The organism is Microcystis sp. LE19-84.1B, from assembly GCF_027531875.1.
Lineage (GTDB): Bacteria > Cyanobacteriota > Cyanobacteriia > Cyanobacteriales > Microcystaceae > Microcystis > Microcystis panniformis.
This window is the reverse complement of the sequence record NZ_JAPZSR010000327.1, coordinates 1-19586: the sequence shown is the minus strand read 5'-3', so window position 1 is coordinate 19586 and position 19586 is coordinate 1. Positions and strand designations below refer to the sequence as shown.

The window sequence follows — 19586 nt, the reverse complement described above, 5'->3', positions numbered from 1 at the left end:
GCCCTTCTCTCAATCATCTGTGAGTGTCAATCATCTCATCAACTATCAAGGAGTTAACCATGAATTCTACCATTACTCAATCCCGAGAATACGATGTTGTCATTATGGGAGCAGGCTTTGCTGGACTGTGCCAAGCACGACATCTCATGCTCAACATCCCTAATATTCGGGTGGCGCTAATCGATCCCCGTCCCGTTGAACGCACAGACAAAGATTTAAAAATCGGTGAGTCTTTAATCGAAGTTGCCGCTTTGTTTCTCTGCAAAGAATTAGGACTACATGATTATTTAATTGAAAACCACCCCCCCAAATCTGGTCTCAATTTCCACTGGCCAAAAGATCCGGCAAAAACAGAAACCCTTGATGATTATTATCATGTCTGGGCCAACCGTCAAACTCCAGTGGGGTCTTTTCACCTACAACGGGCTAAATTTGAGCAAGATTTACTGGCGATGAATTGTCAGATGGGAGCCGATTTTTACGAGGGACGGGTCAAAGATGTCGCTCTTACTTCAGGGGATGAGCTAAAAACAGTTTACGCTAAAGTTGGCGAGGAAAATATTACCCTTCAAGCCAAGCACGTCATCGATGCCGCAGGCAAGAATTTCATTATTGGACGCAAAACTGATAATGTGCTTTCTGGTCCAGAGAATCTCCTGGGACTTAATAATGGTTCAGCGTGGCTGCGGGTGAAAAATATCGACCGCACGATTTTCCACAGTGGCTATCATCCCGAAGGTGCATCTACGAGCCATTATTATGCCACCAATCACTATTTTGGCCAGGGTCATTGGTTGTGGATGATTCCCATTGATAAGCACTCGATGGAACTATCTATTGGCATTATTCACCATCACGAGGTTATTCCTGCTCATAGCATAAATAACCTTGACAAATTTTCCAATTTTCTCAAGAGCAATCATACTATTCTCTCTCAATTGATTGAAAGTGGTGAAGTAGTTGATTTTCATTACTGGCCGAAAATTGCCCACAAAAGCAAAGTTCTTTTTTCTCCTGATAACTGGTACATTATTGGGGATGCTGCCCATATTTTTGATGCTTTTTATTCCTATGGAACGACAATGATCGCTTTTGAGGTAGAAAGTGTTACAGAAATTATCCGTGCTAAATTGGCTGAGGAAGCAGCAGCAGAACAAAAACGATCCGCTTACAATGATTTCAACCTAGCTTATGCTCGTACTGTCAACTGTCTCTACCGAGATCATGCCTATCAACTCGGTCATGCTAGTGTTATGAGTTGGCGGATTTATTTCGAGTATATGTGGTGGTTTGGTGTCCATGTTCCCACCTATATTGGTAAATGGCATCTGGACTTAAATTTTATCCCCCGCTATGTGAAAATTGCCGATGGCAATGTTAATGGAATTTTCGCTGATTTATGTCAGGAATTTCATCAATTAGTGTCACAGGGTGCTAATATTGGTTTAATGGATGCCTATCGGGCCGATCAATTGCTGGGCGGTTATGGAACCTTAAAACACTTCGACGATTTCTTGGAAAATACTAAATTCGAGCCTCGGCGCTGTAATGTTTTTGCCAGCATGAAAGCCGCTTACTTCTACATTGCTATTTGGTATGCTCTCTTTCAATGGAAAGCTTTTGGCATCGCCGGTTGGTTAAATCCTAAACATTGGTATTACTTTGGTCGGATGTTGAAGCTATCGATTCAAGCCACAATCGCCGAAGTAATTTATAAGCGCAAAACCCGAGGAATAGCTGACAACAGCCAAATTGAGAAGATGCGTGAGGAATTCAAAAACTATCATTATCAACCGCAGAAGAAATCACCTTCTGTTGTTCAAAATGTGATCAGTGAAAGAGTAAAAATTGAGTCTTTTCCTGCTTAGTAGGAGCGAATAGCTGTCACTGGCGTCAACTTAAGCAAAGCCAAACTATAATCTGTCATGGCGAGATGGCATTTTTGTCAATCCCTCCCCTCGCTATGACAATCAAAAAATCATCATTTTTCCTTAATTTGAGACTAATGATGGCTGTTCACCCGTAAAAGTCCTGCTCTTAGTTGAGGTAATTATCATGGAATTAGCCACCTTTGTCTCATCCCAATTCATCTTAGAGCCTAATGAATTGCGCCGGGGAATTAACCGCATTGGCTTGAATCTTTCCGAATCAGAATTCAATGCACTCGTGCAGGGGAACTCAGTTGACTTGGAAGGTAGAGGACTGAGTGAAATTGGCTCAATATTTATCATGGCAGCCGCTGTTGCTCCACTTAATTTGGGGAAGCCGAGAACCCTGCTCAAGTTTTCTGATTTACCAACTCTTGTTGAGCCAGACATTCCGCCTGAAAATGCTAGTTGTCCTGGAATTCCAATTTACTGTTGGCTCTCTGACTTAGACAAAAAATGCTGTGTCTATCTCACCTTAACCGATAGTAAACCAGTGCTAAAGATCGGTGCTTAGTAGAGAATTTTATCAGGTAACTAATGGACGATGAGGAAGAAAGATGAAATTTTGGCTACTCGGCGGAATACTTATTACTTTGGTGGCGCTACTGGTACTTTTAGGAATGGTTTACCAGCAAATTTCTACAGTGAAAGACCTAAGTAAGTATCCACCACCTGGTCAATTGATAGATGTAGGGGGTTATCGCTTGCATCTCCACTGTAAAAGTCAAGGTAGTCCCACTGTGGTGATGGATTATGGACTAGGGGGAATATCTCCCCTCTGGCATTGGGTTCAATCGGAAGTGGCAAAGTTCACCTCTGTCTGTGTTTACGACCGCGCTGGCTACGGCTGGAGTGAACCCAGTCCCCATCCTCGCACCAGCCTGATTATGGTTCAAGAACTACACACTCTACTAACAAAAGGGGGAATAGCCGGGCCTTATTTACTGGTGGGTCATTCCTTGGGAGGGTTGAATATGCGCCTGTTTGCCAGCCAGTATCCTTCAGAAGTAGTGGGAGTGGTTTTAGTGGATGCAGTACCGGCAAATGTCTATAGCCGTCTGGGGAATGAATTTAGGAAAAATATGGCAGCAACGCGGCAAATGTTTCGCAGTTTATCCATCATTTCTCGCCTGGGAATCTTGCGCCTCCTGCTGCAACTCAAAGGCAGTGATGTCGCTCCCGAATTTGTCCAAAAATTGCCCCCGTCTGTACAATCTGTTGTTTTAGCAAAGTTCCTACCCCAAAGCTTTAATACTGCCTTAGCCGAAAGCGCATTAATGAAAAAAGATGCTGCATTGGTCAGTAAAACTTCCTTTCCCTCTCACTTACCCTTAGTCGTAATTTCTCACGGACTGAATATGTTTTCCGGGCAAAATGTAGAAGTGTCTGAGTCTATCTGGCGGCAATTACAGGCAGAAACCTCCGAGCTTTCGACTTCGGGAAGCTTACAAATCGCTCACAGCAGTGGTCATAATATTCATATTGATCAACCTGAATTAGTTGTTGATGCAATCAGGAAAATCTTACAACAGACTAACCTCAAGGAGAAGACAAATGAAAAACTCTAAAATTAAAATACTGCCACTTGTTCCAAGCATTATAAGCTTAACAGTTTCCCTATTCCCAGGAGCAATCACTCCCGCCAATGCCTCTTCTTTAAACTGTGGTTCAGGGAACAATTGGATTTCTAATTGTTCGAGCCAGATCTACGATTTTGCTAACACAGTTATCGTTAGTGCTAACTTTGGCTTTAGTCCGAATAATTTACCAGATTTTACCGCAATTCTTCAGGGAAACACCCAGATTTTATTAGGAAATCCCGTTGATGCCATTATTGGCGATCCTTTACTGGGTAATGTAGGCAGTGTTGATGGTATTGCCGACGTAGTTCAACTGGAAGTCTTCCACAATATCGCTTCAGGTTCTACTCCTTTTGTCCCCCTGATTACTGCCTTAGCTGGGGATGGAGTGCCGGATTTAGCCCCGACTCCTTCAGGGTCAACTTTACCCTATGTTTCCCTCTATTCGGCAGGAGCTATCAGCCAAAGAAGCGATAATTCCTCTTTAGGGGATAGTTTCTTGAAATTCTTTTTAGAAATCCAAGGAACGCCGGAAGGAACAGTTCGCACCAGAGACCCCGTAACCCTCAATCTCTCCTCACCCTTAACTGGGTTTCCTCCAGAAGGAGCCGGGAGTCAGCTAGAATTCTTCAGTTCCGCCATTACCCCTTTATTTACTCCTGGACCTGATGGAGTGTTTTGGACAGGGGATGAAGTCGAAGTAGCTCGCATTGTTCCTGATGCTAACAATCGGGCGGTGACTCTTTCCCTAACGCCAATTCCTGAGCCTTCTAATACCCTGTCTTGTTTACTATTAGGACTCGGACTCTTCGGGGTTAGTTGTTTACAAAGACTCGGCAAAAACTTTCAGTAACTTGAAATAAAAAGCTTTTAATCGCAAAGGAGAAAATGACATGGCTACTTTTATCGGCACCACTGGCAACGATCTTTTATTCGGCAGCAATGACGATGATATTTTATATGGCAACGGTGGCAACGACTATCTTGATAGTGGACTTGGCAACGACACTTTGGTTACTGGCGATGGCAACGATGCCTTACTTGGGGGCGGCGGTAACGATTTGCTGTTCGGCGGTGGTGGTAATGACTATCTAGGTGGCGGCGATGGCAACGATGATCTACTTGGGGGCGATGGCCGTGATATTCTCCTTGGTGGTAATGGTGATGACGCTCTCAATGGCGGCGATGACAACGACATTCTCAACGGTGATGCTGGCAATGATACTTTAAGTGGAGGTGCTGGCAACGACGGGATTATTGGCGGTTCTGGCGACGATCAGGTAACAGGAGGTGATGGCAACGACGGCATCTGGGGCGGTAGTGGCAATGACGCTCTCTTTGGCGGTTCTGGCAACGATGGCATTATTGGCGATGTTGGCGACGACGTACTTAATGGCGGTGATGGTGACGATGCTCTCTTTGGTGGTTCTGGTAACGACATTCTTTTTGGCGAGGTGGGCAATGATGCTCTCTTTGGTGATAGTGGCAACGATGTATTAATTGGTGGCTTAGGTGGAGATACTCTTACGGGCGGTGCTGGTGCCGATCAATTTGTTTTCAGTAGTCCCCAAGATGGCATTGACACTATTACAGATTTTTCGGTTATTAATGATATTATAATCATCTCTGCTGCGGGTTTCGCTGACGACCTCATAGCAGATGCTTTGCTGATGCCTGAGCAATTTGTCATTGGTACAGCAGCAGTTGATTCTAATGATAGATTTATCTATAACCGAGCTAACGGCACTTTATTCTTTGATGTCGATGGTGTAGGCGGAATCGCTCAAATTCAGATTGCTAAACTATCATCTGGACTTGATTTGACTAACAATAACATTTTTGTTAGTAATAATTTCGCAGTCTAAGCAGCGGCGTTCAACTTTTTATTGCAAGGCAAAAGTTTATGTTCAATTATCGCGGCAAAACAGCATTAATCACGGGAGCATCATCTGGGATTGGCGAGATATTCGCCCGCGAGCTTGCTAAGCGTGGCATGAATATCATTTTGGTAGCACGAACTGAAGAAAAACTACGCACAATAGCAACCGATCTTTATCAAGTTTACGGTGTCCGCACTGAAGTAATTGTTGTTGATCTAAGTCTTGAAAATGCTGCTCAGGAAGTTTTCAGCACTGTCGAAGAAATGGCACTTACCGTAGATTTACTTGTTAATAATGCCGGTTTTCTTAACTATGCGCCCTTCGAGCAAATTCCCCTTGAGCAAGATCACGCACAAGTGATGGTTAATGTGGTGGCTTTAGTTGATTTAACCCATAAGTTTATCCCAGGAATGCTGGCTAAAGGGGAAGGAGCGGTAATCAATTTATCCTCTAGTGGAGCCTTTCAGCCCATGCCTTACATGGCCGTTTATGGAGCGAGTAAGGCGTTCGTCCTCTCCTTTAGTGAAGCGCTTTGGGCTGAGTATCGCCATCGAGGACTAAGGGTTTTAGCACTCTGTCCTGGACCGACAGCAACACGGTCTTTAGTTAAGATCTTTGATGATGGCAGTGCTACCTCTCCCCAGCGCGTGGTAGCAGTTGCTCTCAAAGCTCTCGAAGCCTGGCGCAATTATGTCATTCCAGGATTGAAAAATTACTGGCTTGCTAACAGTGTTCCTCGCTTAATGCCACGCAGTATAACGGTGCAAATCTTGGAACGAATAACTCGACCGAGAAGAAGAGACCTCAATTAAACAAGATACAAGGAATAAAGCAAAGCTTCTTATGAAATCTCAACTCTTTGTCAAACCCAATAATTGGCTACTTATTACCTGTCTCACCATCGGGACTATGGCAACTGGCGCTGTAGCGACCTATTCAATTTGGCGCTATCAATCTTTAAAAACAACATCCCCAACTGTCGCTGCCACTACTCCGAGAAAACTGAAGGCCGTAGCCGCTTTAGGTTATGTAGAACCAGCAGGAGAAGCAATCAAAATTTCTGCTCCTGCCTTTATGGAAGGGTCTCGCCTTGATAAACTGTTGGTAAAACAGGGAGACCAGGTTGAAGTTGGACAAGTTTTGGCTATCCTCGACAGTCGGGATAGACTCCAAGCAGCACTGAAACAAGCACAAGACCAAGTTCGCATTGCTCAGTCTCTTTTAGCTCAGGTGAAAGCTGGTGCAAAACAGGGGGATATTATTGCCCAAAATGCGCGATTTCAAGGTACCCGCTCCGAATTAGAAGGACAGATTACTACCCAAAAAGCTACTATTGCCAGTTTAACGGCTCAATTACAAGGGGAAAAAATGGCTCAATACGCCACTATTGAGCGACTTAAAGCTGAGTTTCACAATGCACAAAAAGATTGTCAGCGTTATAATACTTTATACCAAGAAGGTGCGGTTTCAGATCAAGAACGCGATCGCTTCTGTCTGATAGCTCAAACTGGCCAAGAAAGTCTGCGAGAAGCCAACGCTAATTTAAATCGAATTGTCACCACTCTAAGCGCAAAAATTGATGAAGCTGAAGCTAATCTTCAGCGCACGGTAGCAACTCTAGATCAGAAAATCAAAGAAAATCAAGCGACCTTAGATGCGGTTGCGGAAGTCCGTCCCGTAGATGTTGAAGTTGCCGAAGCGCAATTAATCGCTGCTCAAAGTGCTGTCCAAAAAGCCAAAGCTGATTTAGATTTAGCTTTTGTTAAGGCTCCTAAAGCGGGACAAATTCTCAAAATTTATACTTGGCCCGGTGAATTAATTGGTGATAAAGGCATCCTCGATCTCGGTCAAACCAGTCAAATGTACGTCACTAGCGAAGTTTATGAAACAGATGTGAGTCGGGTTAAACTAGGACAACGGGCAAAAATTACAACCGATGGATTGATTGGGGAACTAAGGGGAACCGTCGCTGAAATTGGCTTACAAATTGGCAAAAAAGATGTCTTAGGTACCGATCCAGTTGCTGATGCAGATGCGCGAGTGGTAGAAGTCAAAATTCGTCTCGACCCATCTTCTAGTAAGAAAGTGGCTAACTTGACTAATTTACAAGTCAATGTGGTGATCGATACGAACAAAACTAATCTTTAAAATATCTATCGAAAAATTACAACCCAATCACAGCCTGCTTTTAGGTTGTGCGCTAACTAAATAGTTCTATATATGAAATGAATACCTATTTAGTTAAATTTCTTATCTAGAAAAACTTTTAGCCTTGAAATAATCTTAGGTCAAAGTCTTAAATAAGGAATAGTATTTGTCAACAAGTCAGCGGCGAGCAATCTAGAATCTTTAGGAGGAGCAAAAGATGAAAATATTCCACGGGAAGTTACCGACAGCTTGGTTGCAATTACGCTACCAAAAAACTAGGTTACTGGTGGCTCTATCGGGGGTTATTTTTGCGGTTGTAATTGTCTTTATGCAATTAGGGATTCGGGATGCTTTGTTTGATAGTGCTGTTCGGCTTCACGAAGCTCTACAAGGGGACTGTTTTTTAATTAGTCCTCGTACTACTTCACTGATTGGTATGGAAAGTTTTTCTCAACGGCGATTACTTCAAACCTTGGCTTTTGAAGAAGTAGATTTTGTCAGTCCGATTTATTTAGATTTTGCTCAGTGGAAAAACCCTGAAACTCGTAATTATTGGCGTAATATATTCGTGATCGGGTTCGATCTCAGAAATTTGGCATTTGATTTACCCGGTCTCGCGGAAAATATGGAGCTATTAAAACTTCCCGATCAAGTTTTATTCGATCAAGATTCTCGCTCTGAATTTGGTCCTATTGTTGCTGATTTTGAAAAAAATGGCTCAGTTATTACCGAGGTTAGCAATAAGGGTAACAACCGCAAAATAGAAGTCGCTGGCTTATTTAAACTGGGAACTTCTTTTGGTTCAGATGGGAATTTAATCATGAGCCATTTGAATTTTTTAAGAATTTTTAGCAACCGTTCTTATGGATTTATTAATATTGGCTTAATTCGCCTAAAGCCAGGAACTAATATCAATAAATTTATCGAAGATATTCAAGCATATTTACCTCGTGATATTAAAGTTTTATCAAAGCAACAGTTGATTCAATTTGAGAAGAATTATTGGCAAAGCAGTACGGCGATTGGCTTCATTTTTAATTTAGGTGTTATCCTGGGAATTATTGTTGGAATTGTCGTTGTCTATCAAATTCTCTATACAAATGTTTCGGAACATCTTTCAGAATACGCCACCCTAAAAGCGATGGGTTATCGTCATAGCTATCTCTTATCAATGGTTTTACAACAGGCTTTTTTAATTGCCATTCTCGGATATATTCCGGGTTTTTTGATCTCTAATATTCAATATGAGTTTACTAAAAATGCCACCTTATTACCTGTCAATATGTCGCTTGATCGAGCGGTTTTTGTCTTTATCTTAACCTTAGTCATGGCCTTCGTTTCGGGAGCCACTGCTGTTAAAAAATTGCAAGATGCCGATCCAGCCGATATTTTTTAGAAAAAAGAAACAAATATCTATACCTCATCCCAAGGAAAGAGGCTGTCTATGGAAGTTATTGATATTCAAAACCTCAATCACTATTTCGGTCAAGGAACGCTGAAAAAACAAGTTCTTTTTCAGATCAACTTAAAAATCACAGAGGGAGAGATCGTTATTTTAACTGGCCCCTCTGGTTCCGGAAAAACAACCTTACTATCCTTAATCGGTGGCCTACGCTCTGTTCAAGAAGGAAGCTTACAGCATTTTGAAAAAGAATTACGGGGGGCTAGTGAAGAACAATTAGTCCAAACCCGCCGTCAAATTGGTTATATTTTTCAAGCCCATAATTTGTTACCCTTTCTAACCGCAAGACAGAATGTACAAATGTCGATCGAGCTTCAGGAACATCTCGGCGGGCGGGAAACAGAAGAACGCGCTGCTTTGATATTAGAAAAAGTCGGCTTAGGACATCGGATCGACTATTATCCAGATAGCTTATCTGGGGGACAAAAACAAAGGGTAGCGATCGCGCGAGCTTTGGCCGGTAATCCCCCATTAGTTTTAGCCGATGAACCAACAGCCGCCCTCGATAGTAAAACGGGACGAGACGTGGTGAATTTGATGCAACGTTTAGCCAAAGAACAGCGCCGTACTATTGTACTCGTTACCCACGATAATCGGATTTTAGATATTGCTGATCGCATTGTTCACATGGAAGATGGACGCTTGTGCGGTTGCTAATACCCATCTAGAGAAAACTCAGAAAAGGCACTCCTCAGCTTTTCGGCTAAGACTGGGATACCTCCACCGATAGATTCTGACACCAAATCTGTTTTTAATTGAGGAAACAACTTTTTTGTCTTAGCCTTAGTGGGAAGCTATGATATTTTCATGCTTGGCGGTGCCAACTTTGGCATCGAGAAGATCTCCTGAATCCTGAAAATGCAATCCCTAGACTTTACCACCCTCAGTGCCACCTGTGCCGAAATTGCCGCCACTTGGCTACCCGCCAGACTAGAACAAGTGTATCAAATTGATCGCCAAACCATCGCCCTCTATTTACGAACCTTCGATCGCAAGGGATGGTTAATTATTTCTTGGCATCCCCAAGGGGCGCGGCTGCATATTGGTGATCCACCGCCAAAAGTCCCCGATACCTTCACTTTCAGCGATCAATTGCGTCATCAACTCAATGGTTTTGCGCTGACAAAATTAGCATTTGTTGCCCCGTGGGAAAGAGTCATCGATCTGCAATTTGCCCAACGTCCCGATGATCCGGCCCTGTGGCATTTGTATATAGAAATTATGGGCAAATATAGCAATGTCATTTTAACTACGGCTGACAATCAAATTGTCACCGTTGCCCATCAAGTCAATGCCACCCAGTCTAGTGTTCGCACCGTACAAACGGGACAAATCTATCAACTACCACCCGTTTTATTGGCAACAGACCCCAGTTTAGAAGAATCCTTGAGCAGTTGGCAAGCCAGAGTTAGTTTAATCCCTAAAACTATCGAAAAACAGTTATTTAGTACCTATCGTGGGGTTAGTCCCGTCATCGCTCGATCGCTGTTACAAAAAGCCAAAATTAACCCGAAATTAAACACGGATCAGTTAGATAATACTGATTGGGAAAAGCTCTTTTCAGCTTGGCAAGAATGGTTAAAAATCCTTGAAAATAAAACCTTTCAACCGGGATGGACGAGAGAAGGTTATACAGTTATCGGTGGGGAGATGCTGGCAGCGGCTAAAAATGTTCAAGAATTATTAAACCGTTATTATAGCGAGCAAATTAATCAAGAAAGCTTTCGACAACTACAGCAAAAATTAAACCAAAAAATTACCTCTTTACTGACTAAACTGCAAACTAAAGCGGCGGGATTTCAAACAAGACTAGCAGAATCTGCTCATGCTGATCGCTATAAAGAGCAAGGGGATTTATTAATGGCCAATCTGCAGCAAATACCGCAGGGAATGACTAGCATTACTTTGGCAGATTTCGAGACAGGAACCCCTGTAATTATTCCTCTTGATCCCGAAAGAAATCCCGTACAGAATGCCCAATATTTTTATAAACAACATCAGAAATTAAAAAGAGCGCGGTTAGCGGTGGAACCTTTATTAGAGGAAGTGGTTAGTGAAATTAATTATCTCGAACAAGTGCGATCGAGTTTAAGTCAACTAGAAAATTATAGCAGCAGCGAAGATTTAGAGGCATTAGACGAGATACAAGAAGAATTAATTCAACAGAAGTATCTAGAAAGCAATTACCAGCGTAATCGGACGAATAATAAAGAATCCGAACCCATGCGCTTTACTACTCCCTCTGGAGTCGAATTATGGATTGGCAGAAATAACCGTCAAAATGATCGGCTAACTTTTCGTAGTGCCAGCGATTACGATATCTGGTTTCATAGTCAAGAAATCGCCGGTAGTCACGTTTTACTCCGTTTAACCCCCGGTACAGTTCCAGAAGCCGCCGATCTGCAATTTGCCGCCGATTACGCCGCTTATTATAGCCGCGCTCGCCATAGTGAACAGGTTCCCGTCGTCTATACCCGTCCCAAATACGTCTATAAACCCAAGGGCGCCAAGCCCGGTATGGTGGTTTACAAACAGGAAACGGTAATCTGGGGCTGTCCTCAGAGGGTTGAAGATTACCGCAAAAAATAATTTTTTACCAAATTGTTTACTTTTTTTTACACAAAAAGGGTATTGTCTGTTACAATTGTTACTAGAGAGACAAATGCAGTTCAGGCGCTTGGGAACGCAAGAACTATATTTCCTCGGATTACAACAACAAACAACAGCAAACCAGTGGTAGCAGCCAATAGTCGGGGGAAAGACACAAAAAACCGACTATTTAGGTGATATTAAAGCGACCACTGGTATTTTATCTTCACCTAACCGGTTCTGTCACTTTCCTCAACTTTCTTTGGGGTTTCCGAGACTTATTGCCCAGATGAAAGAGGGATAGTTGGCATCCAGCTTTTTGTAAAGAAATTTAAACTGCACGCACAGTTAAGCCTCTTCGGCCTAAATAAACGACTAGAAACAGTTTTTCTCGGGAGGCCCAGTTTATGGATAGCCAATTAGGAACGATGAACTTTCAACAGACAGAGCTATACAAAAGAATTCAGGCATTTGCCTTGGATCGGCCAGATAGTCAATTATCTTTCAGCCAACGATTAGCAAGAGATAACGGCTGGTCATTGGGCTATACTCAGAGAGTGATCGAGGAATACAAAAAGTTTATATTTCTAGCCGTTGCAGCAGGACATCCAGTCACGCCATCCGACCAAATCGATCAAGTTTGGCATTTACATCTGACCTATACGCGATTGTACTGGCAAGAGTTCTGTCCCAAAATTTTGCAAACCACATTACATCACGAGCCGACTCGTGGGGGTTCATCCGAGCAATTAAAATTTGGCAGTTGGTATAGCAAGACGCTAGAAAGTTACGAACAGTTTTTTGGACATATTCCTCCAATAGATATTTGGCCTAAACCCAAAGACCGATTCGGGCGAGATTTGCATTTTATCCGGATCAATACTCAACAAAGCTGGGTTTTGTCAAAACCTAATTTCCCAGTCTCCGTCAAACCACAACTGCGAAAAATAGGCATCTTTACCTTTTTAGCCTTCCTTTCACTGATGATAACTGGCTGTCAGATAATCTCCCAAATTCCTAACCCAATGAATTTTACAGGTCCGGAATTTTTAACCTTCTATATTTCCCTAGGAGTGATGGGAATCGCTTTGGCAGCCTGGCTACGTTTTTCCCTGTGCCTAGTTAGCACTAATACAAAGCAGCAACCTGATTTAAATACTTACGAGATAGCTTTCTTGGCGGGGGGCAATCATCGCCTGATTATGGCCGCAATCACCAGTTTGATAAAACAAGGCTATGTGGAGGTATTAAAAGAAGGCAAACTGGTGGTGACAGGAAAGATCGATGCTATTGCCGATCCTGTAGAAAAGGCGGTCGCCCAAGATATTTTGGCCACTGATGGGGCAATTAAACAGGTTTTCCAGAAGTCTCAAGGAATGAAAGATAGCATTCGTTCCCGCCTAGAACAGCTTGGTTTGTTTCTGAGCGATGCCCAAGCATTGAAAGCGCAAATTTATCCATCATTGATTGTGGTTATTCTTCTAGGAATAGGCTTGTGCAAAATGGCGGTGGGAATTTCTCGCGATAAGCCAGTTGGTTTACTTCTCATCTGTATATTTGGGCTTCTAGTTTTGGGAGCAAGGTTTTTTGTCAAACCACAGCGTCAGCGCAGCCGTTATGGAGAGATCATTTTTAATGATTTAACAAATCGCTTACAACATTTAAAAACAGCCAATAGCAGCGATTCTGAACTGGTACTTGCGGTGGCGTTGTTTGGAGCAACAGTTCTGATGGCGGATATGGCTTTAGCAGACCTGTATCAAATGCTGACTCCCATAGCCGCTGCTAGTAGCGGCAGTGGTAGCGGCAGTGATGCCGGCAGTGGCGGCATCACTGCCGGCAGTGGCGGCAGTGATGGCGGTGGCGGCAGTGATGGCGGTGGTGGCGGCAGTGATGGCGGTGGTGGCGGTTGTGGCGGTTGTGGTGGTTGTGGTGGTGGTTGATTGAGTTCAAGGCTATTAACAGCCGCTCGCTCGTTCCGTTGAACATTCCCGCCACCGTAGCCCTGTTAATTTTTGCCTTAATCTCCTCTCTGGTTTGATTGCTTACTGCCATCAGCCGAAAAAATCCTCCTTGAACAGGGAATTTTATCGCTTCTACTTAACCCCAGTTCGGGTTAAGTAGCCATTTTTCAGGAGAAAAGCTCTTAGGGCAGTGGGAAAGTCTGGATATTTGCCGATCGCTATACTTTGGCCATGGATATCGAGACCCCAATCGGAGTTTTTATCGTAATTAGCGAGAAGAAATTGCCAAGCTTCTTCGTATTCTCCTAGTAGAATTTTCTGTGCCACATAACCGGCCAAAATGCCATTAACTTCGGCTTTTTCTTTTTTAGCTAACTGAAAGGCTTTCAACATTGCTGCTAAAGTTTTTCTTAATTCTTGGGGATATTTTCTGGTGACATCCGCTAATTTACCCTGTTGAAAAGTATAAATTTTGGAGGGAGGAAAAGAGGCGGCGTAGGAACTAAAAGCATACAAAAAAGCATTATCAACGGTGACAAATTCATAATTATTATCTCCATCTAAATCTTCAAAGGAACCACCACTACCATCTAAAAAACCCGTTTCTTCTCTAATAAATTTATCTTTTTGCCAAGTATAAATTACCAAAGATGTGCAGCAATGAGCGCCGCCGCTATAGGTGGAGACGATAATCTCATCGATGCCATTATTATCTAAATCTATTAATTCAACATAGCCAGAGCCAAAGGCACTATACTCGCTATTTTGCTGATAAAGTTGCTCGTTATAAAAGATTTGATAAGAAACATTATTAATATCAGAATTGTCATCAATTTTCTCGTTTAGTTCGATGGGGTGATAGCTAACTTGCACCTTAATTTTACCCGATTTAATCACTTGATTTCTTAGGGGTTGACCGGCATCAAAATCGAGTTTAGTTACGGCTAAACTCGCGGCTGCATTGCCAAAAAATTGAGATAATAAGCAGCAAATAAAGCAAGTTTTGCTAATATTCATCGGCTAATTCCCAGAGAGAGATTAATATCAGTGTAAGTAGCTGGTTATAATTAAATTAAAAATGGATTTTAGGTTCGATCCCCCCTAGCCCCCCTTGATAAGGGGGGAAGCCGAAGGCGGGGGGATCCCCCTTAATAAGGGGGGCATCTGAAAGTTTTTAATACCCACCTACTTATCTTACTTATTTTTACCGACAATCAGCCGTTAACTTTTCGAGAAAAACTATCTATTCCAAAGTTTTAACGCTCAAAACTTGGGGAGGGGTGGCATCGGGGGGATAGAGAAAATCGAGATTAACGTCGCGTCGGGCGCCGGGGGGAAGTTCTATCTGTACTAAAGCTTCTCCCTGCTGTCCTTCCCGTTGAACGAGATGGAAAAAACGTTCCTCGGTGCGTCCCATTGCGTTACGATAGGTAACGCGCACTGCACCCCGGAAAAATACCGGTCCCTGGACGGGTTCAACAAATAGCAAGCGATCGAGATAATTATCTTCTTTAATTGGGGTTTGAATACTCAAAACCACCACCTGGGTTTTGCTAGTGTTGTTATATAGAGGTAAAGTCAGATAGTAGTGAACACCGTAGTTACCGTGAGCTTTGAAAGCCGTATCGGGATAACGCACTAACATGGGAGCGCTTTGAATTTGTCTGGTTCCGAAAGTAGCTGCTGTCACCGTACTTAAAGGATAGGCAAAAGCTTGACCAGGTTGAGGAATGGTGAGATTAATTCCCCCTTTGGGATCGACAATCCGGGTTGCCCATTCCGAACCGACAGAAATTCCGGCCACGCGACCATAAAAATTTCTTCTTCCGGGGAACCATTGATCGGGAGGAGTGGGGGGAAAATCGCGAGGAGCGGCCAAATCACCTTTAACTAATAGGGTGCGCCATTCCTCGAGGGTAGGGGGACGAAAGGTTTCTATTTCCCGATCTTCGATTTTGACTTTTTGGGGAACTTCGTAGAGGGCTAAATTGGCCATATAGACCGGTCCATCGCTGTAGAGACGGAGGAGAGTCGAGCGGGCGCTACTTCTGGGGATAACTAGATCGAAGAGCATCCGACTTTCGCCGGGGGGAATGACGATCTGGGTGGGAAATTGGGTATCATGGCGACGACGCATGATATCGCTGGCTAAACGGGAACCGGGACCGGAAAAAACCCGGCCATTGGGATCTTCCACCAGAGAGGGTAAATCGACAAAAGGGGCATCGGCGGAGGTGACGTAACTGACTCCTTGCAGGATGCGGATAACGAGGTTTCTGGAGGTGGGATTAGTAACGATCAGGCCCTGGTGTAGGTTGCGATTGGGATCGGTTTGACGGGCGATGTGGTGGGTGAAAACGTCAAAACGTCCTTGTAGGGGATGATTGAGATGGGCTATGGGAAAGCGTTTTCCTTTACCGGGGAAAGTGGAGAGGAGAATTCCCTCTTTTTCTACCACTTCGGGACTATTGCTATTAAAAACTAGAACGTCATTCAGTTGACCGGGCAACTGACGCACTTCCTGATATTGGGTGATTAATTTCCTCTCTATCTGGGGCAGAACCGAGGCGGACTGAGCTAAAAGAATAGTGGGTAAGAAAGAAAGCATAGAGATTCCATATTTATAGGATCTAATTAAGGGTGAGTCGATGGAGAGGTGAAGTTATAGGACAATATAAGCGAGTTTGTCTTGGCGATCGATAAAGAATCTTAATATATTTTTAAGGTCTGATCAAGTCCTGTCAGGGGTGATGTGAGCTAGGGCGGTTTTTCGGGTGAGCAAGGGAGAAAAACCCTTGCTATTGCCGATTTTAACCGTTAAGTTGACAATGACGGGAACTGCTAACCCTAGCTTTAAATTTCGCCGCGAATTTCTTCGACGATGCCATCTCTAAGGACGAGTTCTACATTCATTTTTGCCACTAAGTTATCGCCCTTTTCGACCCGGAAAAAGCTTTCTAGTTGTGCTTGGACGACTTCTTGATTGAGTTCCAAGAGTTGTACCTGTTGCAATTGTTGCAGATACTGGTTTTTTTGTTCGAGAAACTCACTTTTCTGTTGATTGACTTGGATTTGAATATTGTCAATCTGTTGGGCAGCCGCGGGGGGTAAGGGGATCAGACTCTGACGCTGAATTTCGGCGATCGCTCTTTGTCCTTGGGTTTCTAGTTGTTGAATTTGTGCGTCAATTTGCACCATTTGTGCTTGTAATTGCTGTTGTGCTTCTTCTTTCCAGCGCGGGGTCACGATGACTTTAATTGTCACCGGGCGCTTCAGTAATAAACTGGTTTGTGCGTCATCCATGATTTGCTTATCCTAAAAAGGTCTTTTTGTCAAGGGGTTAGAGAATATTTGCCAGAAATATTTACTTGGCAAACATCTCGTTAATCATATCGCGATAGCGTTGCGTTACTACCGGTCGTTTAATCTTTAAAGTTTGGGTCATCATGCCGTTTTCTAGGGAAAAAGGCTCTAAAATTAACTCAAAGGTTTTAATCTGGTCATCGGTACGATAACTGGGCCGATTTCTGACCTCGCGCTTTAATTCTTGTTGGTAGAGATCTAAGACTTTTTTGCTGTAGAGATCGCTAGAAAGAATCGTGGAGCGATCGCTGTGAAGATCGGGTAAATTTAAGGATAGTTTCTGTTCTTGGGCCCAATTGGCCAGTATATCAAGATTAGGCACGATCAAAGCCCCCAAAGCTTTTTGATCCTGTCCCACTAGCATAATTTGGGAGATAAAGGGACTGCGTAAACAAGCATCTTCAATCGGTTGCGGTTCGATATTTTCACCATTGCTCAAAACAATTGTATCTTTGGCCCGTCCGGTTAAGACTAAATCCCCGGCAGCGGTTAACCAACCAATATCACCGCTATCAAACCAACCATCGGGAGAAATCGCTTTTTCGGTTGCTTCGGGTTTTTTATAGTATCCCTGCATCACCTGCGGACCGCGAATCAAAACTAAACCGTGTTTTTCTGTCGGTAAGACTTCTTTGCTGTGTAAATCGACAATACAGATTTCTGTCTGAAAGACGGGACGACCGGCAGACCCGCGCAGGTTATGATCGATACGACGGACGGTAGCGACGGGAGAAGTTTCTGTCAGTCCATAACCAACTAAAATCGGGATTCCGGCAATCTCATAGAAAGTATCTAGATGTCTGGCTAAGGAACCACCACCACTAACGAAGATTTTAACTTTATTTCCCACTGCTTGGCGAATTTTGCTATAAACTAGCTTGTCACCGATGGCGTGGAGGGGATAGAGTAAGAGGGATTGAATTCTTGCTTTGAGTCTTTCTTTGGGGGAAGCGTGAAGATGATCAAGACTGAGATTATCAGCGATACGTTTAGCAATAACGTACTTTTCTGACTTTTCTAGAAAAAACTGCACCAATTTCTGTTTTTTAGCCGGTTGTTCGCTAAATTGTTTTTGGATACCTTCGTAAAGAGATTCCCAAAGACGGGGAACTCCCACCATTAATTGCGGACTAAATTGCTTTAAATCCTGCTTAAAAGTGCGAATACTGGTATAAATCTGGGTGCAACCTTGAGCTAGACTGAAATACTCACAACTGCGCTCGTAGGAATGCCATGAAGGTAGTATGCTTAAAACTCGATCACCAGGATCTGGTTGAAAGATAGCATTTAAGTTCCGTACCTGATGCAGCAGATTACCGTGACTTAACATCACCCCTTTGGGTTGTCCCGTCGTCCCCGATGTGTAGATGAGGGTAGCCAGATCATTTTCGCCCTTGGTGATGGGTTTAAGGGTGTTCTCAGCCCCGATCGCCATTAGTTGCTTGAAATTTAAGGTCTGCACGGAAATCGCCCCAGTAGCGGGGTCTTCGTCGGTGAGCAGCACGATTAATTTTAGGGGCAATTCAGGGATTTTCGCCAGCAATTTCCCTAAAGTTTGCTTATTTTCGACAATCAGCGTCTGACTGTCACTATCAGCGAGAATATAGGCTAATTCCTCGGCATCTGCTTGAGCAGATCGTACCGCATTGGCGGCCCCAGCTGCCATGGAACCTTGGTCGGCAATAAACCACCGGGGACTATTATCGGCAAATAAAGCGACATTTTCGGTTTCTGTGACTCCTAATGCTTGCAAAGCGGCGGCAAATTGCTGAATTTGTTGATAAAGTTCCCGATAGGTGAGAATTACTTCCGGTTTACTGTGGGGATCGTGCAGAGCGATAATATTGGGGAAACGTTGGGCAACTATTGACCAAACTTCGGGTAAAGATTGAATATTTGAATAGTCAATTAGGGTTGTCATAGCAGTAGTTATAGAGGGTTACAAGAGTAATAACATATAGATTAACCATTCGAGGCTCTTTTTGCTGGTTCTCCTAGACAGTATTTCAACAGGTATCTAGTCCTGCAAAGTTAATTTCCTAGTTGAGACTCGGAAAGAGGAGACTTTTCGGTTATCGGTGAACAGTAATCAGGGAATGTTACTGTTACTTAATACTGCTTACTGATTACGGAAAAGGTTAACGGCTTAGATGTATAATTAATTTTGCTTAGGTACTTAATATAGTTGTAATTAGCAGAAAAAAAGATGATTGCTTTATCTAACTATAATAATCTCACTCCAGAAGAATATCTTCAGTTTGAAGAAAAAAGTCCCATTAAACACGAGTATATCGATGGACAAATTTACACCATGGCAGGGACGACGGATACTCATAATATTGTTGCGGGGAATATATACACAATTGTTCGTAATCATTTGCGGGGTTCCGATTGTCGGGTTTATTTTGCCGATGTGAAAGTCAGATTAGAGAAACGCAATCACTTTTATTATCCTGATATTCTTGTCACCTGTGATGACAGAGATAGGGAAACTGCTACCTACAAAAGGTTTCCTAAATTGATTATCGAAGTTCTCTCCGATTCTACAGAAGCTTTTGACAGGGGGGATAAATTTAATGATTATCAAACTCTAGAAAGTTTAGAGGAATATGTCTTAGTGAATAGTAAACACCAACGAGTAGAAACTTTTCGACGGGGTGAACAGGGTTTAT

Annotated in this window: 16 protein-coding genes; 12 read left to right on the top strand and 4 right to left on the bottom strand. The window is 43.2% G+C overall.

Annotated features, from left to right (window positions below):
• Positions 1–59 precede the first annotated feature (59 nt).
• The 11 genes from O9324_RS18485 (at position 60) to O9324_RS18435 (ending at position 13530) form a co-directional block, all read left to right on the top strand.
• Positions 60–1868: an NAD(P)/FAD-dependent oxidoreductase gene (locus O9324_RS18485; protein WP_288140958.1), complete on the top strand. Its 1809-nt coding sequence runs from the start codon at positions 60–62 to the stop codon at positions 1866–1868.
• 187 nt (positions 1869–2055) lie between these two features.
• Positions 2056–2442, top strand: coding sequence for a hypothetical protein (locus tag O9324_RS18480; protein ID WP_002764914.1), 387 nt, complete (start codon positions 2056–2058; stop codon positions 2440–2442).
• Positions 2443–2485: 43 nt separating this feature from the next.
• Positions 2486–3496, top strand: a complete 1011-nt coding sequence (locus O9324_RS18475) for an alpha/beta fold hydrolase (RefSeq protein WP_288140957.1) — start codon at positions 2486–2488, stop codon at positions 3494–3496.
• Positions 3483–4361, top strand: coding sequence for a hypothetical protein (locus tag O9324_RS18470; RefSeq protein WP_288140956.1), 879 nt, complete (start codon positions 3483–3485; stop codon positions 4359–4361). Before O9324_RS18475 ends, O9324_RS18470 begins: the two co-directional genes overlap by 14 nt.
• A gap of 40 nt (positions 4362–4401) precedes the next feature.
• Entirely contained in the window at positions 4402–5373 is a 972-nt protein-coding gene (locus O9324_RS18465) for a calcium-binding protein (RefSeq protein WP_288140955.1), read from the top strand.
• A gap of 38 nt (positions 5374–5411) precedes the next feature.
• Positions 5412–6200, top strand: a complete 789-nt coding sequence (locus O9324_RS18460; RefSeq protein ID WP_288140954.1) for an SDR family NAD(P)-dependent oxidoreductase — start codon at positions 5412–5414, stop codon at positions 6198–6200.
• Between the two features lie 31 nt (positions 6201–6231).
• Positions 6232–7536, top strand: a complete 1305-nt coding sequence (locus O9324_RS18455; protein ID WP_288140953.1) for an ABC exporter membrane fusion protein — start codon at positions 6232–6234, stop codon at positions 7534–7536.
• Between the two features lie 217 nt (positions 7537–7753).
• Entirely contained in the window at positions 7754–8932 is a 1179-nt protein-coding gene (gene devC, locus O9324_RS18450) for an ABC transporter permease DevC (RefSeq protein ID WP_288140952.1), read from the top strand.
• 48 nt (positions 8933–8980) lie between these two features.
• A complete protein-coding gene (locus O9324_RS18445) occupies positions 8981–9655 on the top strand; it encodes a DevA family ABC transporter ATP-binding protein (RefSeq protein WP_002764907.1) in 675 nt (224 codons plus the stop codon).
• A gap of 201 nt (positions 9656–9856) precedes the next feature.
• Positions 9857–11587: an Rqc2 family fibronectin-binding protein gene (locus O9324_RS18440; RefSeq protein ID WP_288140951.1), complete on the top strand. Its 1731-nt coding sequence runs from the start codon at positions 9857–9859 to the stop codon at positions 11585–11587.
• 407 nt (positions 11588–11994) lie between these two features.
• Complete coding sequence (locus O9324_RS18435) at positions 11995–13530, top strand: TIGR04222 domain-containing membrane protein (protein ID WP_288140950.1); 1536 nt, start codon at positions 11995–11997, stop codon at positions 13528–13530.
• A 153-nt stretch (positions 13531–13683) separates the two neighbouring features.
• Here O9324_RS18435 and O9324_RS18425 read toward each other — a convergent pair whose 3' ends face one another.
• From O9324_RS18425 to O9324_RS18410, 4 genes are all read right to left on the bottom strand, one after another.
• Positions 13684–14568 carry a hypothetical protein gene (locus O9324_RS18425; protein WP_002786230.1) on the bottom strand — a complete coding sequence of 295 codons (885 nt, stop codon included), beginning with the start codon at positions 14566–14568 and terminating at the stop codon, positions 13684–13686.
• Positions 14569–14794: 226 nt separating this feature from the next.
• Positions 14795–16159 (bottom strand): DUF3370 domain-containing protein, encoded by a 1365-nt coding sequence (locus tag O9324_RS18420; RefSeq protein WP_288140949.1) that lies wholly within the window; start codon positions 16157–16159, stop codon positions 14795–14797.
• A gap of 245 nt (positions 16160–16404) precedes the next feature.
• Positions 16405–16854 carry a YlqD family protein gene (locus O9324_RS18415; protein ID WP_288140948.1) on the bottom strand — a complete coding sequence of 150 codons (450 nt, stop codon included), beginning with the start codon at positions 16852–16854 and terminating at the stop codon, positions 16405–16407.
• A gap of 61 nt (positions 16855–16915) precedes the next feature.
• Entirely contained in the window at positions 16916–18835 is a 1920-nt protein-coding gene (locus tag O9324_RS18410) for a long-chain fatty acid--CoA ligase (RefSeq protein ID WP_288140947.1), read from the bottom strand.
• A 285-nt stretch (positions 18836–19120) separates the two neighbouring features.
• Between O9324_RS18410 and O9324_RS18405 the strand changes: the two genes are divergently transcribed.
• The coding region (locus O9324_RS18405; protein ID WP_288140946.1) for a Uma2 family endonuclease at positions 19121–19586 on the top strand (466 nt) is incomplete at its 3' end.

Bases quoted from the DNA above. Each gene is read 5' to 3' on its own strand.
- O9324_RS18485 (WP_288140958.1), top strand. From the start codon at position 60: ATGAATTCTACCATTACTCAATCCCGAGAATACGATGTTGTCATTATG.
- O9324_RS18480 (WP_002764914.1), top strand. From the start codon at position 2,056: ATGGAATTAGCCACCTTTGTCTCATCCCAATTCATCTTAGAGCCTAAT.
- O9324_RS18475 (WP_288140957.1), top strand. From the start codon at position 2,486: ATGAAATTTTGGCTACTCGGCGGAATACTTATTACTTTGGTGGCGCTA.
- O9324_RS18470 (WP_288140956.1), top strand. From the start codon at position 3,483: ATGAAAAACTCTAAAATTAAAATACTGCCACTTGTTCCAAGCATTATA.
- O9324_RS18465 (WP_288140955.1), top strand. From the start codon at position 4,402: ATGGCTACTTTTATCGGCACCACTGGCAACGATCTTTTATTCGGCAGC.
- O9324_RS18460 (WP_288140954.1), top strand. From the start codon at position 5,412: ATGTTCAATTATCGCGGCAAAACAGCATTAATCACGGGAGCATCATCT.
- O9324_RS18455 (WP_288140953.1), top strand. From the start codon at position 6,232: ATGAAATCTCAACTCTTTGTCAAACCCAATAATTGGCTACTTATTACC.
- devC (WP_288140952.1), top strand. From the start codon at position 7,754: ATGAAAATATTCCACGGGAAGTTACCGACAGCTTGGTTGCAATTACGC.
- O9324_RS18445 (WP_002764907.1), top strand. From the start codon at position 8,981: ATGGAAGTTATTGATATTCAAAACCTCAATCACTATTTCGGTCAAGGA.
- O9324_RS18440 (WP_288140951.1), top strand. From the start codon at position 9,857: ATGCAATCCCTAGACTTTACCACCCTCAGTGCCACCTGTGCCGAAATT.
- O9324_RS18435 (WP_288140950.1), top strand. From the start codon at position 11,995: ATGGATAGCCAATTAGGAACGATGAACTTTCAACAGACAGAGCTATAC.
- O9324_RS18425 (WP_002786230.1), bottom strand. From the start codon at position 14,568: ATGAATATTAGCAAAACTTGCTTTATTTGCTGCTTATTATCTCAATTT.
- O9324_RS18420 (WP_288140949.1), bottom strand. From the start codon at position 16,159: ATGCTTTCTTTCTTACCCACTATTCTTTTAGCTCAGTCCGCCTCGGTT.
- O9324_RS18415 (WP_288140948.1), bottom strand. From the start codon at position 16,854: ATGGATGACGCACAAACCAGTTTATTACTGAAGCGCCCGGTGACAATT.
- O9324_RS18410 (WP_288140947.1), bottom strand. From the start codon at position 18,835: ATGACAACCCTAATTGACTATTCAAATATTCAATCTTTACCCGAAGTT.